We start from the raw sequence: 20,288 nt of genomic DNA, 5'->3' as shown, positions 1-20,288 counted from the left end.
AGGTGGAGGAGAGGGAAGACGTTGAATAATGTTTTCTGGCTTAATATCTCGGTGAATGACTTGTTGGTTATGGATAAATTGTAAGATGGGTAGTAAATCTTTTAGTAAATCAATAATCTGAGTTTCACTAAATGAACCATCTTGGGTTAATTTATCTTCTAAATTTTGCCCATCGATAAACTCTTGTACCAAATACTGACAGCCATTCTCCTCAAAATGCGCCAATAGCTCGGGAATTTGGGCATGTTTACCCAACTCATCTAATCTTACTGCCTCTCGTTCAAAAAGTTCAGCAATTTTTTCACTACGATCATCTCCTTGCGCCTGGGGAAAAAACTGCTTAATTGCGCAACGAGGTTTAGATGGTTTGTACTCATCTACTGCTAAGAATGTTCTACCAAAGCCACCTTGCCCGATTTGGCGGATTGCCCGATAGCGATCTCCTAATAGTAGCTTTGTGCCACAACTTTGGCAAGATTTTGTCCCGTTTTGATTTTCGGGATTCTGACAAATAAGGTTTAGACAGTAACTCATTTTGGAGGTAAGAGGTAAGGGGTGAGAGTTTTGAGTTTTGAATAAAATAGGGGTAGGGGCGAGTCGTTATGATAATCTCATTTGAGAATCTCATGCTAGTAATCAACAACCCAAATCGAATCCTCCTCTTTCAATCATGAATACAAACATACTATTAGCCAAACAACATATCCTCAATTTCCTCCCTTACCTTGGGTGTTACTTGACAATTACTATTAAGACAATCCACTAGCAACCTATTCCCATAATAATACAAATCCAAGCTCTTTTGTTCCACTTCATCCAACTGCCATTCCCAGCCAATATTCCGTTGTTGAATTATCGCTAATCTCAATTGTACCGTCCAATTTACACCATTAGCTTGCCACCATTCCCTTAAACTATCTCCCTCCTCATTTTGGTGAGGAAGTTGGTTTTTCGATTGTCTGATTATTTCCCCTATCGTCTCAATTACTGTCAAATGGTTGAGATTTAATGCCTGGTGTAGGGAATTTATGCGATCGCAAAATAACTCTGGTGTTAAAGTTAAAGCAATATTCAAAGCATGAACCAATGCTAAATCAAGAGCAAGTTCCCCAGTATGTTCACCGGCCAATTTGTCATCAATTGCCAAAGCTAATGTATGATTTCCAGCGATTCGATGATTTGGAGGAAGAGCAAGGGTGAAATAAAAAGCACGAATCGCAGCAGGTTTATAGGGTGTTTTTACCTCTAATGATTTCTGTTTCACCCAATTTAGTAATTCCGATAAGGTTCGAGTTGTATCAGCGGATGCTAAGAGGGTAAGTGGGGAGGTTAACACCGGATATAAGGATAGGGAAGGGGAAATTACTGCTATGAATCTCTGGATTTTTTCCTGAATTAACTGGAACAATCTATCTGGATTTGGCGAGATTTGGGCAGCGAGCAAAAATACTTCTCGCCAACGTCTTTCTGTCAAATGTCCTCCTAAATTCGGAACCAATTGCTCAGAATCAGCTACAATAGCTCTGGCGGTAAAATACTCTTGAAATGTCAGGTGAGAAAATGAGTATATTCGCCTTGCTCTTTCCACTAAAAGACCGTGCTGTGCTTCAATAGATTGGAGGATAGCAGCACTATCTAATTCTAGAGTATCTAAATCGACTTCCCGATCTGACAAGGTGCGGAGATAGTCGGCAATCAACTGCTGAATCGTGCTTTCTGCAAAGAAATAATCTCCTCGCTCAAAAGTAATTAATCCTAATTTACTCAGAAGCTGAAGCTTTTGAGGTAATGATAAACTCCGATAAACCCCATCTCGTTTAATTCCCCTCGCTTCATCCCAGCGAATCAGTAACAAATCAAGTCCTTGCTTGTAAAGATCGGCTCGTTTTGTGGGAAAACCTGCTTTAGCTTGAAATACCAAACAGGTTAAGTTCAGCAAAATTGGTGTAACTGCTAATTCGCGGATTGGTCGATTTTCCGGCATCCCCAACTGTGCCAGAAATAAGGATGCTTTTTTCAATCCAGAGTCTGGGTTATTTCTGGCAAGAGCTGCAAACCATTTTTTGACAAAAACTTCAATTTGTAATTGGTTGAAATCAGCAATTTCTACCTCAGTAAATCCACTAAACCTGTATTCAGAAGCCGCAATACGACAAGTGATAATGAACCGATTCTTATAATGAATTTCTGAAAGCTTGCGAATTTGCTTAATCGCTCGATCGGTAGCAGCTTCCGGTACTTCATCTAATCCATCTAGTAAGATTAATAACTTACCCCGATCTAGTAGAATTTCCAGATCATCATTAGATACATTACAACGTTCAAACTCTTGATTAATGTAGTCCATCAAGTCCAATTCATCTAGATCTAAAGCATCCTCAACAAAGTTCTTCATACGAATAAAAACCGGAACTAGATCGGATTGGAAATTACCTTGATTACACTGAATCGCCATATATTGTAAAAAAGTTGTTTTTCCAGCTCCCGGCTTACCCAAAATCATTAACTTCCCGTACCTCTCGACAGCCTTAAGTCCCGGGACTCCATCAATTCTAATTTTACCTAAACCCAAGCGATCAAAATCTTCCGAATGGACAATTTGAAAATCAGAAATTTCTAACCATTGTTGACTAGCAATTTCTTCGAGAATATTGACATCAACGTAAAGATCGTCTAAATCAATAGGTCGAGTAATATCTAATAGCCGCAATGTACCGCACTGATCTTGAATTTTATCGTAGCGATCGCTCCGGACACGGTTAACTAGGGAATTTATATCCCAGGCAACTATTTCATCTTCTCTGACTCGATCGTTTTGTGGTACAATAGCGATCTCTTCAAATTGAAGATCTAGAGAAAAGCAAATTTCAATAAAAATGTGACGGTCAACAGGTTGACCAGAAAAGAATTTCCAAATCGGCTGACGAGTTTTAATCCCCACTTCCCCCGCCAGATATTCCTGTGTCCATCCCTTGCGGAGGAAAGCCTGTTTAGCCTTTTTGATACCGTCTGGTGATGCTTCTAGGGATCGCTTTGTCATATTCTAGTCCTGTAACCTTCTCTTATTATCCCCTCCCACCTGCCTTAGAGTTCCCCCAGAGTTCCCTTTACTGATAACTTATACCAGTTTCAACAAGTCGAAAAACCTAACCCCCCAGCCCCCTTCCCTGTTAGGGAAGGGGGAGCCGGAAATTTTACTCCTCTCTCCTTTCAGGGGAGGGGTAAGAATGGTGCAAGTTATCAGCTTTACCAACGTATACATTAAGTCAAACACTTAAACAAACGCGATCGCAAACATCTCACCCTCATACTAGGGTTTTCTTGAAAAATTTCCTTCCACCTGTCTAGCGCAGCCCTTGTACAACAGGTATCTCGCCCGTCAGTAACCCTTGTATCGCCTGTGGCGGTTAGCAATCAGCGTCTCACCTGTCAGGAATAACAGGACAGAAATAAAAGTCAACTCAAGATTGATTATGTCAGGATAGGGCACAACTAGGTTCATTCACCAACTGCACAACTATCAAAGACAAATGGGTAAAATCAATGATTCAAGTATGTTTAGATCAATTATGGCCTCAAGATAAACCCGTTGCTCAAATTGTTTTTCCCAAACTATTACCCACTCGTTCGGGTAATTTGGTGACATTGTGGGTTATGTTACCAAAACAGGAAATTCAAAATCGTCTCTTCAGTAAGTTCCAAAAAGAATTAATTTACACCGAGTTGCCTCATCCAATGTTGCTATGGACAACCCAAATGATTACCCAGCAACAAGAAGATCGTTGGTTGCCCTGCTATCTAGACTTGAAAGACTCGAAAGGTGAAGAAATAGCCAGATGTTTAGCAGAGAAAGGGTTTTATTACCTCCTATTTTTTGCAATAGAGGAACCCCAATACTGCACAGAAGTTATGGCAGTAACCCTCAACCGTTACCAAACCAAAATATTGACACAGTGGACAAATACTAGTCAAACTTTACAACCAATCGGTCGCCCCAGTGCGAGTAAGCATCTCCTGAAACAAGAATTGGATAAACTTAAATCTAATCCTGCGATATTGGAGTCAGTCAGTCAGATTGCTTGAGGCGATTCTAAGCTGTTCAGCGTTTAAATAACTTATTCGGATTCGCTGTCAAGATTTAGGTGTAAGGGTTTGGCGTTTTACCAATACCCATTTTAGCAGATTAGGCGATCGTCCAAGATGTCTTAGATCTACCGATAGCAATGCTGCCGTTAATCAGATACTGAGAAAATGATATTTCCAGATATTTTTCCCATTTCTGTAAAATTTCTTGTTCTCCTTTTCTATTAATATCATCTAATATAATAGTATAGTCTTCTGACAGAAAAGGCTTGAAAAAAGGAACAGCTGGATATCTAGAATACATTTTTTGATCTTGATTGGCTGGTGGTCCATCTACTAATAACAGATCTATCTTAAGATCGCCAACTGCATCTCGAATTATGTCTTCATTGTACCAAGAGCATTCATTAATAGCTAAACTAGTTTTGACAAGAGGTGCGACAATTATTGATACAAATTCATCCAAATTTTGGATCGCAATAAATTCTCGCAAAATATTTGACCATTCTTTATCGTGTTCAATTGTATATAAATGCCCACCTCTTTCCTTAATTAAACTGGCTATATAATATGTGGATATACCACCGCCACACTCCACAATATAAGACCGACGATTTACAACAATTTCATTCAGCACCTTAACCAAGCCGCTGGGTCTCATAGCTGCGACAGTCCACGGTAAGTAGGTTTTACTCAATGGAGCCAAATACTGCATCGCTAAGATGTCTTTGCCGTCATAATTCAGATGTCTATCAACCCAGTTGTATATATAACGCTTTAATGCTTTCATATTTTTCTTCACTGAATGTGTCCTTGGTAATTTTGACTTTATTTTAGCTGTGCCAGACCGATAGGGTGCATTCTTGACGCACCCTCATCTATTAATTTGATTTCAATCGCTTGGAGATTTGGTTAATCAACCCACTCATAATCGCACCAGCCATTAGTATCCCAATCGCTGGCATAAACAAAGGTTCCCACAGGCTATACCATAAATCGAAACCGAGCGCCACCCCCACCGAGCGACCAAAAACCGCGATCGCAAACCAAAAAAAGCTCAACAATACCAGAAAAACATTCAGCATTAACAACTGATTCAGCCAACTAATTAATCGATCTTTCATATTTTTGTTGTTTGTTGTTTGTTATTAGCAAGGGGCAAGAGGGATGAACAATTGGCTTAGAGTTGTTGTAGAACAGCCGTCTCGCCTGTTGTTCCTTCAACCGCTGACTATCCTGATGATTACGAATAGATAAGATAATCATCCCACTCAATCATCTCTAGTTAAAATAAAAATATATTCAGGGTTGACTTTTGCGTCCCTTGAGGATCGGTGTCGAGGAGTGTAACCAACTTATAGGCGGGATCGGAAAATTCCCAATACCCAGCCAAAGCAGCTTTCAGGAGTCAGGCGTTAGAAGTCAGCCGATCGCCGATCAGTTTTAAGTCAGCCTAGGCAAACAGGAACACCAACCATGAACACCATTCATTCTGCCACTCATCGGCAATCTCCCCACAATACTCGAACGCCCCCACCGCCACCCCCCCTCCACGGCTCACTTCCAGCACCTCCTCCCGCATCACACCATACCCTCACAATCAAGCACATGGTAAAAGAGGCTCATGCTCACAAAGCCTCTGATATTCATGTTCGAGTGGGACAAATTCCGCGATTTCGGATTCGGGGTGAGATGGTTATCGCCAAGGGTTATCCCAAGGTAACACCAGAAATGTTTGAAGCATTCCTGACAGAAATGCTCATTCCCTCTCAGAGAAAAGAGTTCGCCGAAACGAAAGAATTGGATGCGGCAATTTACTATCCAGGCTTCCTCCGCTGTCGGGTAAACTGTTTTGAATCCCTGACAGGAGGCGCAATTGTTCTTCGTTTAATTAGTTTAGATATTCCTGCTATTGATGATTTAGGGTTACCGCAAATCCTCAAAGATATCGTTCACAAACCACAGGGATTAGTTTTAGTTACTGGACCAACTGGGTGCGGCAAATCTACAACCCTAGCGGCAATGATTCGCCATATTAATGAGACAGTATACAAACATATTGTCACCATTGAAGACCCAATTGAATACGTTCATACTTCCCAAAGATCCCTAATCAGTCAGCGGGAAGTGGGGTTGCACACCAATGAATTCAATCAGGCATTAAGGGCGGTATTGCGGGAAGATCCTGATATAATTTTAATTGGAGAAATGCGCGATCGCATTACTGTTAATACTGCCATCCAAGCAGCCCAAACTGGTCACTTGGTTTTTGGTACTCTCCACACCCGCAGTGCAATTAATGCTGTTAACCGTCTCCTTAACCTCTACCCTCCGGAAGAACATACCGTGATGCGGGTTCAAATTGTCGAGTCTTTGGTTGCAGTAATTGCCCAACTACTACTACCAACTACTGATAAAAAGCGCCTCGCAGTTCACGATATTTTAATCAATACCCCAGCCATGCAAGATTACTTAATCAAAGGAGACGATGATGAAGCCTTCCGGTTGATGGCAAGCAACACAAATGAAGGAATGCAAGTGATGAATCAGGCGATTTACGAACATTTACTCAACGGCAAGTTTACAATTGAGGAAGCCGTGAAAGCCTCTCCAGATCCCCATGAACTGGAACGTCAGATTAGGTCAGGGGGTATTGATTCCGGTGCTTCAGCCCGTGATTGGATGATGATGAGGTAAACTACCTACACCAAGTCGGAGTAGCGGCTATGGTGTAGGCTTTCAGTAGCCTTTTTGAGGTGAATGAGATACAGCAGAAACCCGGTTTCTTTAAGAAACCGGGTTTCTCTTGTCTGGAGCCACAGGGGAGATTGTGGACATTGCCGACCTTACAGGCTACAGGCTAGCTTACACAAGGGTTGATCCTTAACCCTTGTAGAAATTAAATTTTTAGTTAAAAATCTGTGAATTATTTTTTTTTGAACGCTTGTGCTTTAATATTATAATTACGATTGTTAAAAATTTCCGTAGATTCAGGCTTGACGTTTAGCAAAAGTCCGCAATCGGGTCTTGGGACAAGCGGACTGACCTGAAGGCAAGGGATGGTTTGGGCACAGAAGTGATTAATCCTACATTCAAAGACTAAAGACTGGAGCATAGTCTCCTGCGGTTGTTCATGCCCCATCTTTAGCCTACTCGGAAATCAAGGACACTTAAAATGACTGCAACCCATTTTGTCACAAATCTACAATCTCATCAGGGTAATCGAATGCCAGCAATGCCACCACCCTCCCTACTGATACCTCGAACTGTATCTGCCCTGGGAGTAAAGAGTCCTCCCACCATTCAACAAATGGTGAAAAGAGCTTATTCTCATGATGCTTCTGATATTCACATTCGAGTGGGACATCGACCCCGATTTCGGATTCGGGGCGAAATCGTCACCGCCAAGAGTTATCCTCAGATAACACCAGAACTATTAGACACTTTCTTGAATGAAATTCTCTCTCCATCTCAACGGAAAAAGTTCGATGAAACCAAAGAACTAGATACAGCAATTCTATATCCAGGACTAGTGCGCTGTCGAGTCAATTGTTTTGACTCCCTAACTGGCCAAGCAATAGTATTGCGCTTGATTCACCTGAATATTCCTTCTCTTGATGAGTTAGGATTACCAAAAGTTCTTAAAGATATAGTTCACAAGCCACAGGGACTGATTTTAGTAACAGGACCAACTGGGTGCGGGAAATCTACGACGTTGGCAGCGATGATTCGCCATCTCAACGAGACGGAACGGAAACATATTATTACAATTGAAGACCCGATTGAATATGTCCATTTCTCTCGTCAGTGCTTAGTCAGTCAGCGGGAAGTAGGGCTGCATACATTGGAATTTCATGAAGCTTTACGGGCAGTTTTGCGAGAAGATCCTGATGTAATTTTAATTGGGGAAATGCGCGATCGCACTACCGTAAATACTGCCATCCAAGCTGCACAAACTGGTCACTTAGTTTTTGGTACTCTCCACACCCGCAGTGCAATTAATGCCGTAAACCGTCTCCTCAACCTCTTCCCTCCAGAGGAACATAATGTGATGCGGGTTCAGATAGTTGAGTCTCTAGTTGCAGTTGTTGCTCAAGTTTTGCTGCCAACAACGGACAAAAAACGCCTAGCTGTTCACGATATTTTACTTAATACCCCCGCCATGCAAGATTACTTGCTCAAAGGTAATGACGAGGAAGCATTTAGTCTGATGCAAAACGATACCTCAGAAGGAATGCAAGTCATTAATCAGGCAATGTATGAACAGGTGCTAAATGGTCGGTTTACAATTGAGGAAGCCCTCAAGGCATCTCCCGATCCCCATGAACTAGAACGTCTGATTCGGATGGGTGGTATGGAGTCTGGCAATTTAGCTCGTGATTGGATGATGGAAAGGTAATATTAAAATTTCTGAAGAAATTGTCGGGTGCGTTAAGCGGGTACTCCGACATTGTGCTAGGAAATCCATCATTCTGTTACGGATCATCGGGAATAGGGAACTCTTAACATTTTCTGTTCCCTATTTCCCCATTACATTTATTCAATTCTGACAACCAATCTTCCTCTCAAAACCCATTTCCAATCAGAATAAATGGTGCCCAGTAATAAGGATGACTCAGACGATTTACTACATCTGATGATATCTCCAGATGTTGCGGTAGGGGCACTACACCCAAACCTCTATTCTGTCCCTCTCTGCTATAATTTCCACGTATCAGAGTAATTTGCGCTTCCCGGAGGGCTTCGACTTTACTAATATTTCCCTTTTGTAAAATATCATAGCAGTATCTCTTGTTCGTTTTGTCTTAATTCTAGGATGCGCTGTTGTTGCGGGGAAGTCCGTTGGGGTTCGGGAATTTTTTCTAGTTTAGCTAATTCTTGACCGATGGCAATGGCTTTGGTTTGAAGGTTTGTGTATTTTTCAATACAAACGATAAGTATTTCCAATATTGCCAAGTACCAGCCCTTCTCCAGGGAGATCTTTTTTTTCTCTACGAATTTTCAGAACTTGTTCTAAGGTGAAGATAGCATCTTGCCATTGACTTTTATTAAGCTGTTCGACTGCTGTGTCTAGGAGGGTAGTATCCTCACCACTACTCTCCTGTGATAACGCTGAGGAAAAACAAGAAAGGTTTCCTATCAAAAGTGAATTACAACTCAGGAGTGATAGTAGATAAATTGCGATTCTTTGGTGAAGAGATAATCCCATAGCTAGGTGTTAACTTAAAATTGAAGAGCCGTCAAGGTAAAATTTAATTATACCAGTCCTGACCAGTTTCTGCCTAGCTGTACTAGATTATTCATGCCATTATGGAGAATGAAAATACTCTGCGGATATTTCTATGCCCAAACCTCAACAAACTAATGGTTTCCGTAAAATAATGCGACGGTCATTTTTAGTTATGCTTGGTTTAATAACTGGTCAAGTCTTGGCTGAATACTTTGCTATTCCACAAAACAGGAATAATTTTTTTAAACTATTAAGTCAAACTATTTCAAAACTCCTAGCTTTAAAGTCACCATCCTCAACCGATGTCACCCCTCAACCGATTAAAACTACTCCCATTCTCACTCCTTCTCCTCCTCAAAAAAAGCCTCTCTCAGTAAAAGCCAGTCCAACTCCTAAATCTGTTGCTTCTCAAAAATCACCCGAATTAACAAAAGGATCGCAAAAAAAAGCACGCCCCATACAAGTTAGTCGCAAAACTATAGCTGGAGTCAGTTTTTATCAGACTACAATTGATCTAAACGATCCAGAAACTTTTATCACGATTGGCTTGGCTAATAATGCTACTATGGCTAATACTATGCAAGTTACTAACGGAGATGAATCATTTGAAAAGATGGTGGCACGTTACCAGGCGGCGGTAGTTGTCAATGGTACTTTTTTTGGTAAAGATGAAAAGGAAGCAGTTTTGGGTAATATGGTAGCAGGGGGGAAATTTCTTAAATATAGTCGTTGGGAAAATTATGGCACTACATTGGGGCTAAAAGCTGGCAAGAAACTGGAGATGGTTACAGCGCGGAAAGAAGGTAAGCCTGAATGGAATCAACACTGGTTTTCTATTACTTGTGGTCCGAGATTGCTTAAGGAAGGACAACTTTGGTTAGCCCCATTATCAGAAGGATTTAAAGATTCCCATGTTCTCAATGAAGCATCTCGCAGTGCCATCGGATTTGACGCTTCGGGAAGCAAGTTATTTTTAGTGACGTTTCTCTCCAGTTTATCTTTAAAACAAGAAGCTGATATAATGAAAGCTATTGGTTGTTTTGAAGCAATGAATTTGGATGGAGGTGCTTCTTTGGGTTTGGCACATAAGAGAGATATTTTGGTATCACCGGGACGGAATCTGACAAATGTTATCGTAGTTTACGATAAAGAATTCCCAGCCCCAGCAGCGCTAAAATTATCTTGGCAGCGCTTTCAAAATGGGGGACTTCCTGCTATTCCGAATTGATGGAATGGGAGAGTAAAAAATGTTTTTATTGTAGTTTTACTTGTCTAAAAAAAAATGAACATTCGCATTGGCAACGGTTACGATATTCACAAGTTAGGTACACAACGCCGTCTCATTTTAGGTGGCGTGGATATTCCTCATGAGTTAGGATTAATTGGTCATAGTGATGCAGATGTTCTCACTCACGCCATTATGGACGCGATGTTGGGTGCGTTAAGTTTGGGTGATATAGGTCATTATTTTCCTCCCGACGATCCAAAATGGGCGGGTGCGGATAGTTTAGTGTTATTAAGTCAAGTGAATCAGTTAGTGCGATCGCAAGGTTGGCAGATTGGTAATATTGACTCAGTAATTGTAGCAGAACGTCCTAAGCTGAAACCTCATATTAATACGATGCGCGATCGTTTGAGTGCTACTTTAGAATTAAAATCAGATCAAATCGGTATTAAGGCAACTACTAACGAAAAGTTAGGTCCCGTGGGGAGAGAAGAGGGAATTGCAGCCTATGCTGTCGCTTTATTGGTTAGGGATTAAGGGATTAACTGCGATTCACTAATATCTTTACCACTAATTAACGCCCCCATCAACTCAGGAAATAAATCAGGAGTACAAGCCAGCGCCGGAATTCCTAATTTTGCCAATTTATCAGCCATCCCAGAGTCATAAACTGGCGTACCTTCATCACTCAGAGATAACAAAGTAATAAACTTAACCCCCAATCCCACTAATTGGGCAACTCGCTTCAGCATTTCCTCCCGATTTCCCCCTTCATACAAATCGCTAATTAAAATTAAAATAGTTTCCTGTGGCTGCCCTACCAGTTTTTGACAGTAAGTCAGGGCTTGGTTAATATCAGTACCACCTCCTAATTGCGTACCAAATAACAAATCTACAGGATCTCGTGCTAAATCAGTCAAATCTAAAACCGAGGTATCGAAAACCACGATACTAGTTTTTAGTGCAGTTAAAGATGCCAATACCGCCCCAAAAACCCCAGCATAAACTACAGAAGTTGCCATCGAGCCGCTTTGGTCAATACAAAGGATGATATCTTTGAGGCAACTGCGTTTACGTCTGTAACCAATGCGAGTTTCTGGTATAATTGTTTTATATTCGGGTTGGTAATGTTTAAGGTTAGCCCTAATAGTCCGATCCCAGTCAATTTCATTATGGCGGGGACGACGGTTACGGATAGCGCGATTCAGGCTACCAGTAATAGCTTGACGAGTGGAGTTGGCAAATTTTTCTTGTAATTTTTCCACAACTCGACGGATTACCATTCGAGCAGTTTCTTTAGTTTTCGTGGGCATAATACTATTAAGGGAAAGTAAATTAGCTACTAAATGAACATCCGGTTCAACTGCTTCTAATAATTCTGGCTCCAATAGCATTTGTTGCAGGTTAAGTCGCTCTAGAGCATCTTTCTGCATCACCTGGACTACTGATGTGGGAAAATAAGAACGAATATCCCCTAACCAACGAGCTATTTTGGGAGAAGAATCACCCAATCCACCACTTTTTTCAGAATCATAAAGGGCACTAAGAGCATTATCTATAGCTTCGTCAGCGCTACTCAGACTAAAATTAACACCATCATCTCCCTCTCCATTATCTTGACAAATACCATCAGCTTCTCCACCACCCAAAATAAGTCGCCAGCGGCGGAGGTTTTCTTCGGATGATTGATTCATAATTCCCTCAAAAAGTAAAAATTAGCCATTAATTATTAGTTACCAGTTAGATCATTTCCACTTCCATCGAAACAGTCCAAACTCTGAAGCAAAAACCTCTGCGTACCTCTGTGTTACCCTCTGCGCTCTCTGCGTTAAAAAAAGATCCTATAATGGGAACTAATTAAATATTATTGATTCTTAGTTACAGAAAAAGCACAAATGATAAACAACAAACAACAAAGACTAGTAATAGCAACAACACAACTGCAAAACCAGCAAATCTTTCTCACCGATAGCCAAAAGCATTATTTAGTAAAAGTATTGCGATTGACTAAAGGAAATCGCTTTATTGCCATGGATGGAAAAGGTAGTTGGTGGTTAAGCGAATTAGCCGAAAATTTGACAGAAGCTACAATTATCGAATCTATTGCGATTAAAACAGAATTACCTATATCCGTGACATTGATAATAGCAATGCCCAAAGGAAATGGATTTGAGCAGATTATATCTGGAGCCACAGAATTAGGTGTAACATCGATTATACCCGTAAATAGCGATCGCACTCTCCTCCATCCCAGCCCCCAGAAACTCGAACGTTGGCGGAGAATAGCCCAAGAATCAGCAGAACAATCCGAACGTCAAATAGTCCCAACTATTCTCGATCCTCTTGACTTTACCACCAGTCTGGAACAAATAATCAATGACAATACCTATCGCTATATTTGTATAGCCCGGGGCGATATCCCTCATCTACTCAATTCCTTACCCACCGAACAATTATTAGAAAATACTGATAAAATAACCAATTATCAACCCCCATCCATTGTAATTGCCACAGGACCCGAAGGCGGTTGGACTCCCTCCGAAATCGAACAAGCCAAAGCCGCCGAATTCCAACCAGTTTCCTTGGGAAAGCGAATCCTACGAGCCATTACTGCTCCCATTGTAGCATTATCATTAGTATCATCCGCTTTGGAGGCAAAAATTTAAGATATTTATCTATAAGTATGAGAGGAAAAGATCGAGATTATTTTACTGAAATCTTAGGTAACTATCACCATAAAAAGATAAATAAAAGTTTGTAGTAGGCGATTAATCGCCTACTACAAACACTATTCCCCACTCCCCACTCCCCACCACCATGATTGAAGAAGTTATCGAAGCATTTAAAAACAAAGATTATCAAACTGCGGCTAGACTACTCAGACAGTTAGCACAGGATGAACCCAATAACCCTTGGGTACAGATTTATATCGCACATCTCCATGAAGTAAAACAACAATTAAAAGAAGCAGAAACTATATACCGAAAGTTACTTATAGATAGTACTAATCCGAAAATTATCTCTCAAGCGCGTCAAGGATTGAAACGATTAGAAACCATTGAAAAAGAGGAACGGAAACAAGCGCTAAATCAAGCCAATGCCGATCCTAATAACCAGCAATTCGGTGTTTTACTACTCGAACCAATAGATCCCCAAAATAAATCAAATGCTGCCAAAACATTAGCAAAAATAATGCAGATAGATCCCTATACAGCCCGGTTACAACTCCCAACAAGAGGCTGGCGTATATACCGTACCGGACCAGTGGGAGAATTACAATTTTATGCTTCATCCCTACAGTCAGGCTCAATTCCCTGTTTTTGGGTTAAGCTAGTGGATATCCAAAATATTAATATTTTTAACGTCAAATATTTTTCGGAATCTAATTCAATAAAAACTACTATTATTTGCCAAAATCCTCATGGAGAAGTTGGATCTCTCACTTTCAATTGGTCAGAAGTAACCCAATCTGTAGAAGGACGTTTGCCCCTATTTGAACAAGTGGTAGATGTCGATGCCCGCCATAAATTGCAGCGTAAAACAAAAACCCTCGACTACATAAACTTTTGCGATTTACATTTACCTGCTCGAAAAAGTATCCTTAGAATTAACGATTTACAATATCAATTTCAACAAGGAATTAGACTTTCATCAAAAACAGAAAATACTCAAAATGGAGCAATAAAAATACCTATTCTAAGTCAAGCAACTAATAGAATAAATTGGAATAAATTGCGGAATTTTATCAATCTTCAACTTCCTCAGATTCCAATCTGGTCTGATTTTACCAGTTTCGCCGAAACAGCAATTGATTACAAAGAAATGCTCTCTCGTTTACCTGCTCATATCGACTTGTTGCGCCGGGAAGAAACGCCTTGGGATTCAGCTTTTCAGTTATATAGTGGACTCGCTTTTCTCAAAAACACTTATTAATTAAGATCGCTATATTAGATATCTCCAAAAATTCATATAAGGCAAGTGTATCGCCTGGATAAGGATAATATTTTCTGGAGATGTCTAATAAACTATGGTGAAAATGAATTAAGTATATATAATAGTAGAGTAAGGAAAATAATGAGGGCGGAACAGGATGACTAAACGGTATGTTTCAGCTTGGACAATTGCCAGCTCAATGGCATTAATAAGTTGGGGTATGTCGGCAGTTCAAGCACAGTTACCGAGCTTACATAATTTGAACTTACCAGATCCCAGTCAACTGAACAAAAAGTCAGATAATCCCGTCATTTCTGGTTGCATCCGACTGGATGGTCGCTGTTTGTTTGAGATTACGGATAAAAAATCTGATTTATCAGCAAGAATTCAAGAGATTGAGCAGCGATTGCAGGATGTCAGCGATACATACTTCAAAAATGAAACTGTTCAATTAGACGTTCGCAAACAACAAACAGAAGGTATCAATGAATTAAATATATACCTTTTTGTCGGTTATAAAGATGTGCGATTGTTGACTATTACCGATGAAGATGCAAAACTTAAAGGGGTTTCGATTGAAACAAGAACAAATCAGATTATTGATGATTTGAAAGAAGGACTTAAACAGGCAAAGAAAGAACGACAACCCCAAGTTTTGATTCATCAAAGTGGGATAGCTACTGGTACAGGTATTGTGATGATTATCGCTAGCTTGGCTATCTGCCGTTGTGAACGGCGCTCAAAACTATCAAAAGAGAACTTAGATCCCTCCAATTCCTTGAGTACTGACCCCATATCCACTGAGCTTATCCAAAAAGAAAAGTGGAATCTAAAAGAAGTTCAACACCGACTGCTTCAAGTTGCTCAAGTTACCATCTGGGCGGGGGGAAGTCTATTTATTTTGAATTTATTTCCTTATACCCGTGCCATACAAATTTTGATTGTTTCAAGTTTCCAAATTCCTTTACAAGTCGCAATTGTAGGTTTGAGTACCTATGTAGGGATTCGATTATGCTATGCCTTGATTGACCGCTTTTCATCTGTATTATCTAGTAATAAATTACTCACTCCAGAGGGGTCTAGACGCTCACAATTGCGGATCTATACGATTTCTGGAGTCACGAAAAGTATTGTCACTTTTGGAGGGATTTCAGTTGGTTTACTAGTCGCTCTTGCAGTGACAGGTGTTAATATTGCTCCGTTACTAGCGGGAGCAGGAATTATTGGGCTTGCCCTATCTTTGGCTTTTCAAAACTTAATTAAAGATGCAATCAACGGCTTTTTCATTATTTTTGAAGATCAATACGCAATCGGTGATGTCATTGCCGTAGCCGATGTGGGAGGCTTAGTGGAAAATATGAATTTGCGGATTACTCAGTTACGGGATGCAGAAGGGCGATTAATTACAATTCCCAATAGCGAAATAAAGATTGTCGCTAATCTTTCGAGTAGTTGGTCCAGAGCTGATTTAGCAATTCCAGTCAGTTACCAAACTGATATTAACCAAGCCTTGGAGCTAATTAAAAAGGTTGCTCAGGAGATGATCCAAGACTCCATTTGGCGGAAGAATATTCTAGATCAGCCAGAAATTTTAGGAGTTGATGACTTTGGTAGTCGGGGAATCATAATTCGCGTATGGATTAAGACTCAACCCTTAAAGCAATGGGAAGTGGCACGAGAATTTCGCAGACTTTTAACAGTGGCGTTTGACAAAGCAGGAATACCGATTTCTTTACCTCAGCAGGCAGTTTGGTTTAATAACACTTTACCCATGGAATCCTTTTCCAACCCTCAAGGTTATCCCGATAGTCAGCGAAAATACCCAAAACTAGACTAAAATATAGCAACCGCCAGGGCGGTTAAGACATTCTAAATTCCTCAAACCCTTGATTTTGCAGCTTTCTTCCCTAGCCCCTAGTCCCTAGCCCCTAGTCCCTCGCTATAACATAAAAATCTCACCCCATCAAAAGGTGAGATTTTAAAGCAATATGACTATTTTCTTACTTAGCAGGAGTCTTCATCTGGCTTGCCATATCCAAGAAACTATTCATACTTGGACCAGGGCGACGGCGACTATTATTAGTAGTCAAAGGTAGTAAATTATTGGGGGCAAATGTTACCCCAGGCTGAGGTTCAACTCTAGGATTGCTAACTGCAACAGTTGGAGTTGCCACCTTAGCTTTTTCAGATGTTGCTGCTTTTTTAACAGATGTCTTTGTCTTTGCTTTTGGCGCTTCAGCTACTTTTGCTGCTGGTGTTTCAGCCGCAGGTGCTGCTACTTTTGCTGCTACTGGTGCTGGAGCCTCTGACTTAACATTTCCAGTTTCGTCTAACTCCAGGAAATACCCCTCAGATTTTTTAGTTTTGGGAGCAGAGCCATTGTCTTGAGATTTTTTGTTAAACAAACCGAACATTTACAAATACTCCTGTTTTTTAGAGAAATTTAATTGAGTTCCCGCCACTGGCAGCAACATTCGCCAAGGTTGTTGACACTTCCCAGTCTTTTAACACGGGGATGTCAGCTTCGATTATTATAATTATTAATTTTTATGGCAGATATTTGCAAGCTTTATTTACTTTTCTTAATAAAACTTTACATAATGGGGTTGTAAGTACGCTTTTTCGTGGTTTAACTGAGTAATCATCACCTTCTACTTTACATAGATTTACAAACTCCAATCTCTCAAGCCCTGTTTTTTCTCAAATCCTCCTGCCTTCTCCCATGCAAAAAATTGGGTGACTCTCAAGAGCCACCCACAAAATCTCTATATCATTTCAGACAAGCAACACGACTAGTCTGAAGATGTATCGAAAATTAAACTGCCACAGTCTTCTTGGTGACAGCACTCAATTCGCCTTTAGCATACTTAGCCGCATAGTCATCCAGAGTCATCTGCTTAATCTTGCTAGCATTTCCGGCAGTACCGAATTGCTGATAACGCTCTAAACAAACATTCTTCATGTAAGTAATAGAAGGCTTCATGAAGTGGCGGGGGTCAAAGTTTTTGGGATCTTTGAAAGCAGCTTCCCGGATAGCAGCGGTGATAGCCAAGCGGTTGTCGGTGTCGATATTTACCTTCCGCACACCACTCTTAATGCCTTTTTGAATTTCTTCAACAGGTACGCCGTAGGTTTCGGGAATTGCACCACCGTATTTGTTGATGATGGCAATCAAATCTTCCGGTACGGAGGAGGAACCGTGCATTACCAAGTGGGTATTAGGTAAGCGGCGGTGAATTTCTTCAATCCGGCTAATAGCCAGAATTTCACCAGTTGGCTTGCGGGTAAACTTATAAGCACCGTGGCTAGTACCAATGGCGACAGCCAGGGCATCCACTTGGGTGCGCTCAACAAACTCAACCGCTTCATCAGGATCGGTTAATAATTGATCGTGAGATAGTTTCCCTTCTGCACCGTGGCCATCTTCTTTTTCACCCATACCAGTTTCCAGGGAACCTAGGCAACCGAGTTCACCTTCAACACTAGCGCCAACAGCGTGAGCAACTTTCACCACTTCGGCGGTAACAGTAACGTTATACTCAAAGCTAGCTGGAGTCTTGGCATCTGCTTCTAGCGAACCATCCATCATCACACTGGTAAAACCATTGCGAATGGCAGAATAGCAGGTAGCTGGTGAATTGCCATGATCTTGGTGCATGGCGATGGGGATTTGGGGGTAAGTTTCTACCGCCGCTATCACCAAATGACGGAGGAAATGCTCACCTGCATAGCTGCGGGCACCGCGAGAAGCTTGTAAAATTACTGGGCTATCTGCCTCAATAGCAGCCTGCATGATCGACAGGATTTGCTCCATATTGTTGACGTTATACGCCGGAATGCCGTAGCCGTTCTCCGCTGCATGATCCAACAACAGCCGCATGGGTACGAGAGCCATAAATCGTCCTCCTAACTTTTGGTATCGTTTAGTGCTAGTTTTTTCTTGTCTTATAATCTTAAGATATTTTTCAACATTATCTAAAATAATATCTAGATCTTCTGGTATAGCAGTGCCCGCTGCCATATTTACAGTACAAGTGTTCTAAAACGTTCCCGATCGACCATCCATATTTTAATGTGTAACCACAGGAGGAGCGCAGCGCTATATCTACTCCCAGTAGAAAAAACATAATTAAATCTTATGGATAAAAATGGGTCGCCTGGGATTCGAACCCAGAACTTATCGGTTAAAAGCCGAGTACTCTACCGTTGAGTTAGCGACCCGAAGGAGTGATTGTTGAAACACGCCATCTCTAATAGTTACACACATCAATCTAAATGTCAACACAGAGATTAGAGATTAGGTTTACCTAACCGAGTTTTCAGACTCCCCACTCCCCCCTGTGATCTGAATCACTTGAAGAAAGTATCAAAACTCACAAAAATCACCCAACCCAAATCAATTACTCCAGACCAGCAGGAAAGGATACTTAATGAAGATTCCTTATACAGACGATTGAGTTCCATGATTCGCACCCTTGTACAGTCAGCTCTTCAAACAGGTTGTCTCAGTGTTGCTTCTGAGGGGTTAATTCGCCAGGTACTAGCAATGAAGGGTTACCAGGCATCAGATTTAGATGCGCTGACTGATTTGTGTGAAGCTGTGAACTCTGGTCAAATCGAACGAGAAGCTTCTGGTCGCCACTCGATCGTGTCGATGCCCATGAGTTATTAAGTTAAGATAACGCGACTTTAACCTACTTTGTATCCATGTCTACCCATTACTCCTCACTTTTGGGTCATTGAGCTGAGATCTCTCTCTTGCCTCCAGCAGATAGAGCAAGTAGTATGTCACAATACTAGTATCTGAACAATTCAGACCATTCCATCCGTAAAAAACGCAGGTCAATCGCTTTGAAATACTGTACTTCAGTTCAGAGAAAGGATAGCTACTCATCTGCCCGATCGCTACCCAAATATCAAAAGCTTTGTACATATATGATCGGCTTTCAGCGAACAGTTCCAAACTCCCGCCTGTTCACCGGGTGAAATAATAAATGCTGATACCAATGGCAGCATGAACATAGTTAGAAAAGTAATCCCCGATGCTTTTGAGGGGATTGTGCGATCGCTGTTTATCCCTGTAGTTTTAGGACTTTGGACTAAGATTACAAATGTAGTTGTCTAACCATCTCCACTCCTGAGTAGATTTGTCTGGATTTCTATGAGCGGTACACAGTTAAGACAAGAATGTCAATGGTTGAAATCAACCCATGAGAATACTGTACAGTTAATAGTGAATGGAAGCTAAACTTTTAAGCATTGAAAGGGAAAGCTCGTTAAGGGTTATCCCTTTTGACGAGGGAGAACCCTGCCCGCTTAAACCGATGTCAAGTTCTAAGGGAAATTGTATCCCAAAATAAAGATCAACTTGCTCTACAAGTATTTGAAGAGTTATCTGCTTAGGAGAAGCAAAATATGCTACACCGCAAGATTTATCAACTCTGTTGCGATGGTCGTGAAGTCTGCGTTTTCTTGCGGGACCAGCAACGTTGGATTGAACGCGCTCAGATAACCGAGATTGAGGGAGATTTAGTAACAATTCGTTATGAGACTGAAGAAGAAGATGAAATTAGCTCTTGGGAAGAAATGGTTCGACTAGAAAGTATTGGTTCCATCACTCAGAAACTCGCTTCTGTAACCAGAGGAAACTTCGATCCCTTAGTTTCTGATGACTGCCCGGAAGCCGAACAAATTCGTCCTCGTTCTCCAGAATCAGATCGAGAGTAATTGGTTGTTGGTTGTTGGTTGTTGGTTATTGGTTGTTGGTTGTTGGTTATTGGTTATTGGTTATTGGTTATTGGTTATTGGTTATTGGTT

19 protein-coding genes, 1 tRNA gene and 1 pseudogene are annotated in these 20,288 nt (G+C 41.0%); 10 read left to right on the top strand and 11 right to left on the bottom strand.

All coding sequences use genetic code 11. The features are described 5' to 3' along the window. Both NJ959_RS09870 and NJ959_RS09865 read right to left on the bottom strand, forming a co-directional pair. Nucleotides 1-534, bottom strand: a 534-nt coding sequence (locus tag NJ959_RS09870; protein WP_254011582.1) for a protein kinase domain-containing protein, incomplete at its 3' end; no start/stop codon positions are given. A 154-nt stretch (nucleotides 535-688) separates the two neighbouring features. Beyond that, entirely contained in the window at nucleotides 689-3,040 is a 2,352-nt protein-coding gene (locus NJ959_RS09865; RefSeq protein WP_254011581.1) for an NACHT domain-containing protein, read from the bottom strand. 503 nt (nucleotides 3,041-3,543) lie between these two features. Between NJ959_RS09865 and NJ959_RS09860 the strand changes: the two genes are divergently transcribed. Further along, nucleotides 3,544-4,083 (top strand): hypothetical protein, encoded by a 540-nt coding sequence (locus NJ959_RS09860; RefSeq protein WP_254011580.1) that lies wholly within the window; start codon nucleotides 3,544-3,546, stop codon nucleotides 4,081-4,083. Between the two features lie 100 nt (nucleotides 4,084-4,183). Here the strand turns inward: NJ959_RS09860 and NJ959_RS09855 are convergent, their stop codons facing one another. Next, entirely contained in the window at nucleotides 4,184-4,873 is a 690-nt protein-coding gene (locus tag NJ959_RS09855; RefSeq protein ID WP_254011579.1) for a class I SAM-dependent methyltransferase, read from the bottom strand. A 91-nt stretch (nucleotides 4,874-4,964) separates the two neighbouring features. Beyond that, nucleotides 4,965-5,210, bottom strand: a pseudogene (locus NJ959_RS09850) (DUF8620 family protein); the annotation flags it as partial. Nucleotides 5,211-5,559: 349 nt separating this feature from the next. On the opposite strand from NJ959_RS09850, the gene NJ959_RS09845 reads away from it, so the two are divergent. Both NJ959_RS09845 and NJ959_RS09840 read left to right on the top strand, forming a co-directional pair. Then, nucleotides 5,560-6,780 carry a type IV pilus twitching motility protein PilT gene (locus tag NJ959_RS09845; protein WP_254011577.1) on the top strand — a complete coding sequence of 407 codons (1,221 nt, stop codon included), beginning with the start codon at nucleotides 5,560-5,562 and terminating at the stop codon, nucleotides 6,778-6,780. A 478-nt stretch (nucleotides 6,781-7,258) separates the two neighbouring features. Next, on the top strand, nucleotides 7,259-8,482 hold the full coding sequence (locus NJ959_RS09840; RefSeq protein ID WP_373693636.1) for a type IV pilus twitching motility protein PilT: 1,224 nt from the start codon (nucleotides 7,259-7,261) through the stop codon (nucleotides 8,480-8,482). A gap of 166 nt (nucleotides 8,483-8,648) precedes the next feature. Here the strand turns inward: NJ959_RS09840 and NJ959_RS09835 are convergent, their stop codons facing one another. The 3 genes from NJ959_RS09835 to NJ959_RS09825 are packed head-to-tail and all read right to left on the bottom strand — an operon-like array spanning nucleotide 8,649 to nucleotide 9,292. After that, complete coding sequence (locus tag NJ959_RS09835; RefSeq protein ID WP_254011584.1) at nucleotides 8,649-8,807, bottom strand: hypothetical protein; 159 nt, start codon at nucleotides 8,805-8,807, stop codon at nucleotides 8,649-8,651. A 52-nt stretch (nucleotides 8,808-8,859) separates the two neighbouring features. Next, nucleotides 8,860-9,030: a hypothetical protein gene (locus tag NJ959_RS09830; protein WP_254011576.1), complete on the bottom strand. Its 171-nt coding sequence runs from the start codon at nucleotides 9,028-9,030 to the stop codon at nucleotides 8,860-8,862. Continuing rightward, nucleotides 9,005-9,292: a hypothetical protein gene (locus NJ959_RS09825; protein WP_254011575.1), complete on the bottom strand. Its 288-nt coding sequence runs from the start codon at nucleotides 9,290-9,292 to the stop codon at nucleotides 9,005-9,007. The genes NJ959_RS09830 and NJ959_RS09825 overlap by 26 nt, the downstream gene beginning before the upstream one ends. Before the next feature lie 133 nt (nucleotides 9,293-9,425). On the opposite strand from NJ959_RS09825, the gene NJ959_RS09820 reads away from it, so the two are divergent. Next, nucleotides 9,426-10,541 (top strand): phosphodiester glycosidase family protein, encoded by a 1,116-nt coding sequence (locus NJ959_RS09820; RefSeq protein ID WP_254011574.1) that lies wholly within the window; start codon nucleotides 9,426-9,428, stop codon nucleotides 10,539-10,541. A gap of 54 nt (nucleotides 10,542-10,595) precedes the next feature. Further along, the gene (gene ispF, locus NJ959_RS09815) at nucleotides 10,596-11,075 is read left to right on the top strand and encodes a 2-C-methyl-D-erythritol 2,4-cyclodiphosphate synthase (RefSeq protein WP_254011573.1); all 480 of its coding nucleotides are present in this window, start codon (nucleotides 10,596-10,598) and stop codon (nucleotides 11,073-11,075) included. Here the strand turns inward: ispF and NJ959_RS09810 are convergent. Then, the gene (locus tag NJ959_RS09810) at nucleotides 11,072-12,232 is read right to left on the bottom strand and encodes a VWA domain-containing protein (RefSeq protein WP_254011572.1); all 1,161 of its coding nucleotides are present in this window, start codon (nucleotides 12,230-12,232) and stop codon (nucleotides 11,072-11,074) included. The two genes, ispF and NJ959_RS09810, sit on opposite strands and share 4 nt — an antisense overlap. Nucleotides 12,233-12,433: 201 nt before the next feature. Here NJ959_RS09810 and NJ959_RS09805 point away from each other — a divergent pair, with 201 nt between their 5' ends. The 3 genes from NJ959_RS09805 to NJ959_RS09795 all read left to right on the top strand — a co-directional run bounded on the left by NJ959_RS09805 (nucleotide 12,434) and on the right by NJ959_RS09795 (nucleotide 16,308). Next, the gene (locus NJ959_RS09805) at nucleotides 12,434-13,204 is read left to right on the top strand and encodes a 16S rRNA (uracil(1498)-N(3))-methyltransferase (protein WP_254011571.1); all 771 of its coding nucleotides are present in this window, start codon (nucleotides 12,434-12,436) and stop codon (nucleotides 13,202-13,204) included. A gap of 151 nt (nucleotides 13,205-13,355) precedes the next feature. Next, nucleotides 13,356-14,471, top strand: coding sequence for a tetratricopeptide repeat protein (locus NJ959_RS09800; protein ID WP_254011570.1), 1,116 nt, complete (start codon nucleotides 13,356-13,358; stop codon nucleotides 14,469-14,471). 157 nt (nucleotides 14,472-14,628) lie between these two features. After that, on the top strand, nucleotides 14,629-16,308 hold the full coding sequence (locus tag NJ959_RS09795) for a mechanosensitive ion channel family protein (protein ID WP_254011569.1): 1,680 nt from the start codon (nucleotides 14,629-14,631) through the stop codon (nucleotides 16,306-16,308). A 163-nt stretch (nucleotides 16,309-16,471) separates the two neighbouring features. Here NJ959_RS09795 and NJ959_RS09790 read toward each other — a convergent pair whose 3' ends face one another. The 3 genes from NJ959_RS09790 to NJ959_RS09780 form a co-directional block, all read right to left on the bottom strand. Further along, entirely contained in the window at nucleotides 16,472-16,885 is a 414-nt protein-coding gene (locus tag NJ959_RS09790; RefSeq protein ID WP_254011568.1) for a hypothetical protein, read from the bottom strand. A 401-nt stretch (nucleotides 16,886-17,286) separates the two neighbouring features. Beyond that, the gene (gene fba / locus NJ959_RS09785; RefSeq protein WP_254011583.1) at nucleotides 17,287-18,366 is read right to left on the bottom strand and encodes a class II fructose-bisphosphate aldolase; all 1,080 of its coding nucleotides are present in this window, start codon (nucleotides 18,364-18,366) and stop codon (nucleotides 17,287-17,289) included. Nucleotides 18,367-18,620: 254 nt separating this feature from the next. Next, nucleotides 18,621-18,692 (bottom strand) — tRNA-Lys (locus NJ959_RS09780). Nucleotides 18,693-18,933: 241 nt separating this feature from the next. On the opposite strand from NJ959_RS09780, the gene NJ959_RS09775 reads away from it, so the two are divergent. After that, the gene (locus NJ959_RS09775) at nucleotides 18,934-19,143 is read left to right on the top strand and encodes a hypothetical protein (protein ID WP_254011567.1); all 210 of its coding nucleotides are present in this window, start codon (nucleotides 18,934-18,936) and stop codon (nucleotides 19,141-19,143) included. Nucleotides 19,144-19,886: 743 nt separating this feature from the next. Further along, the gene (locus NJ959_RS09770) at nucleotides 19,887-20,198 is read left to right on the top strand and encodes a DUF6679 family protein (protein ID WP_254011566.1); all 312 of its coding nucleotides are present in this window, start codon (nucleotides 19,887-19,889) and stop codon (nucleotides 20,196-20,198) included. The last annotated feature ends 90 nt before the right edge of the window (nucleotides 20,199-20,288 follow it).

The sequence above is a fragment of the Limnofasciculus baicalensis BBK-W-15 genome, assembly GCF_024178385.1.
Lineage (GTDB): Bacteria > Cyanobacteriota > Cyanobacteriia > Cyanobacteriales > Coleofasciculaceae > Limnofasciculus > Limnofasciculus baicalensis.
The sequence above is the reverse complement of the archived record's forward strand: the minus strand, read 5'-3'. Positions and strand labels throughout refer to the sequence as shown.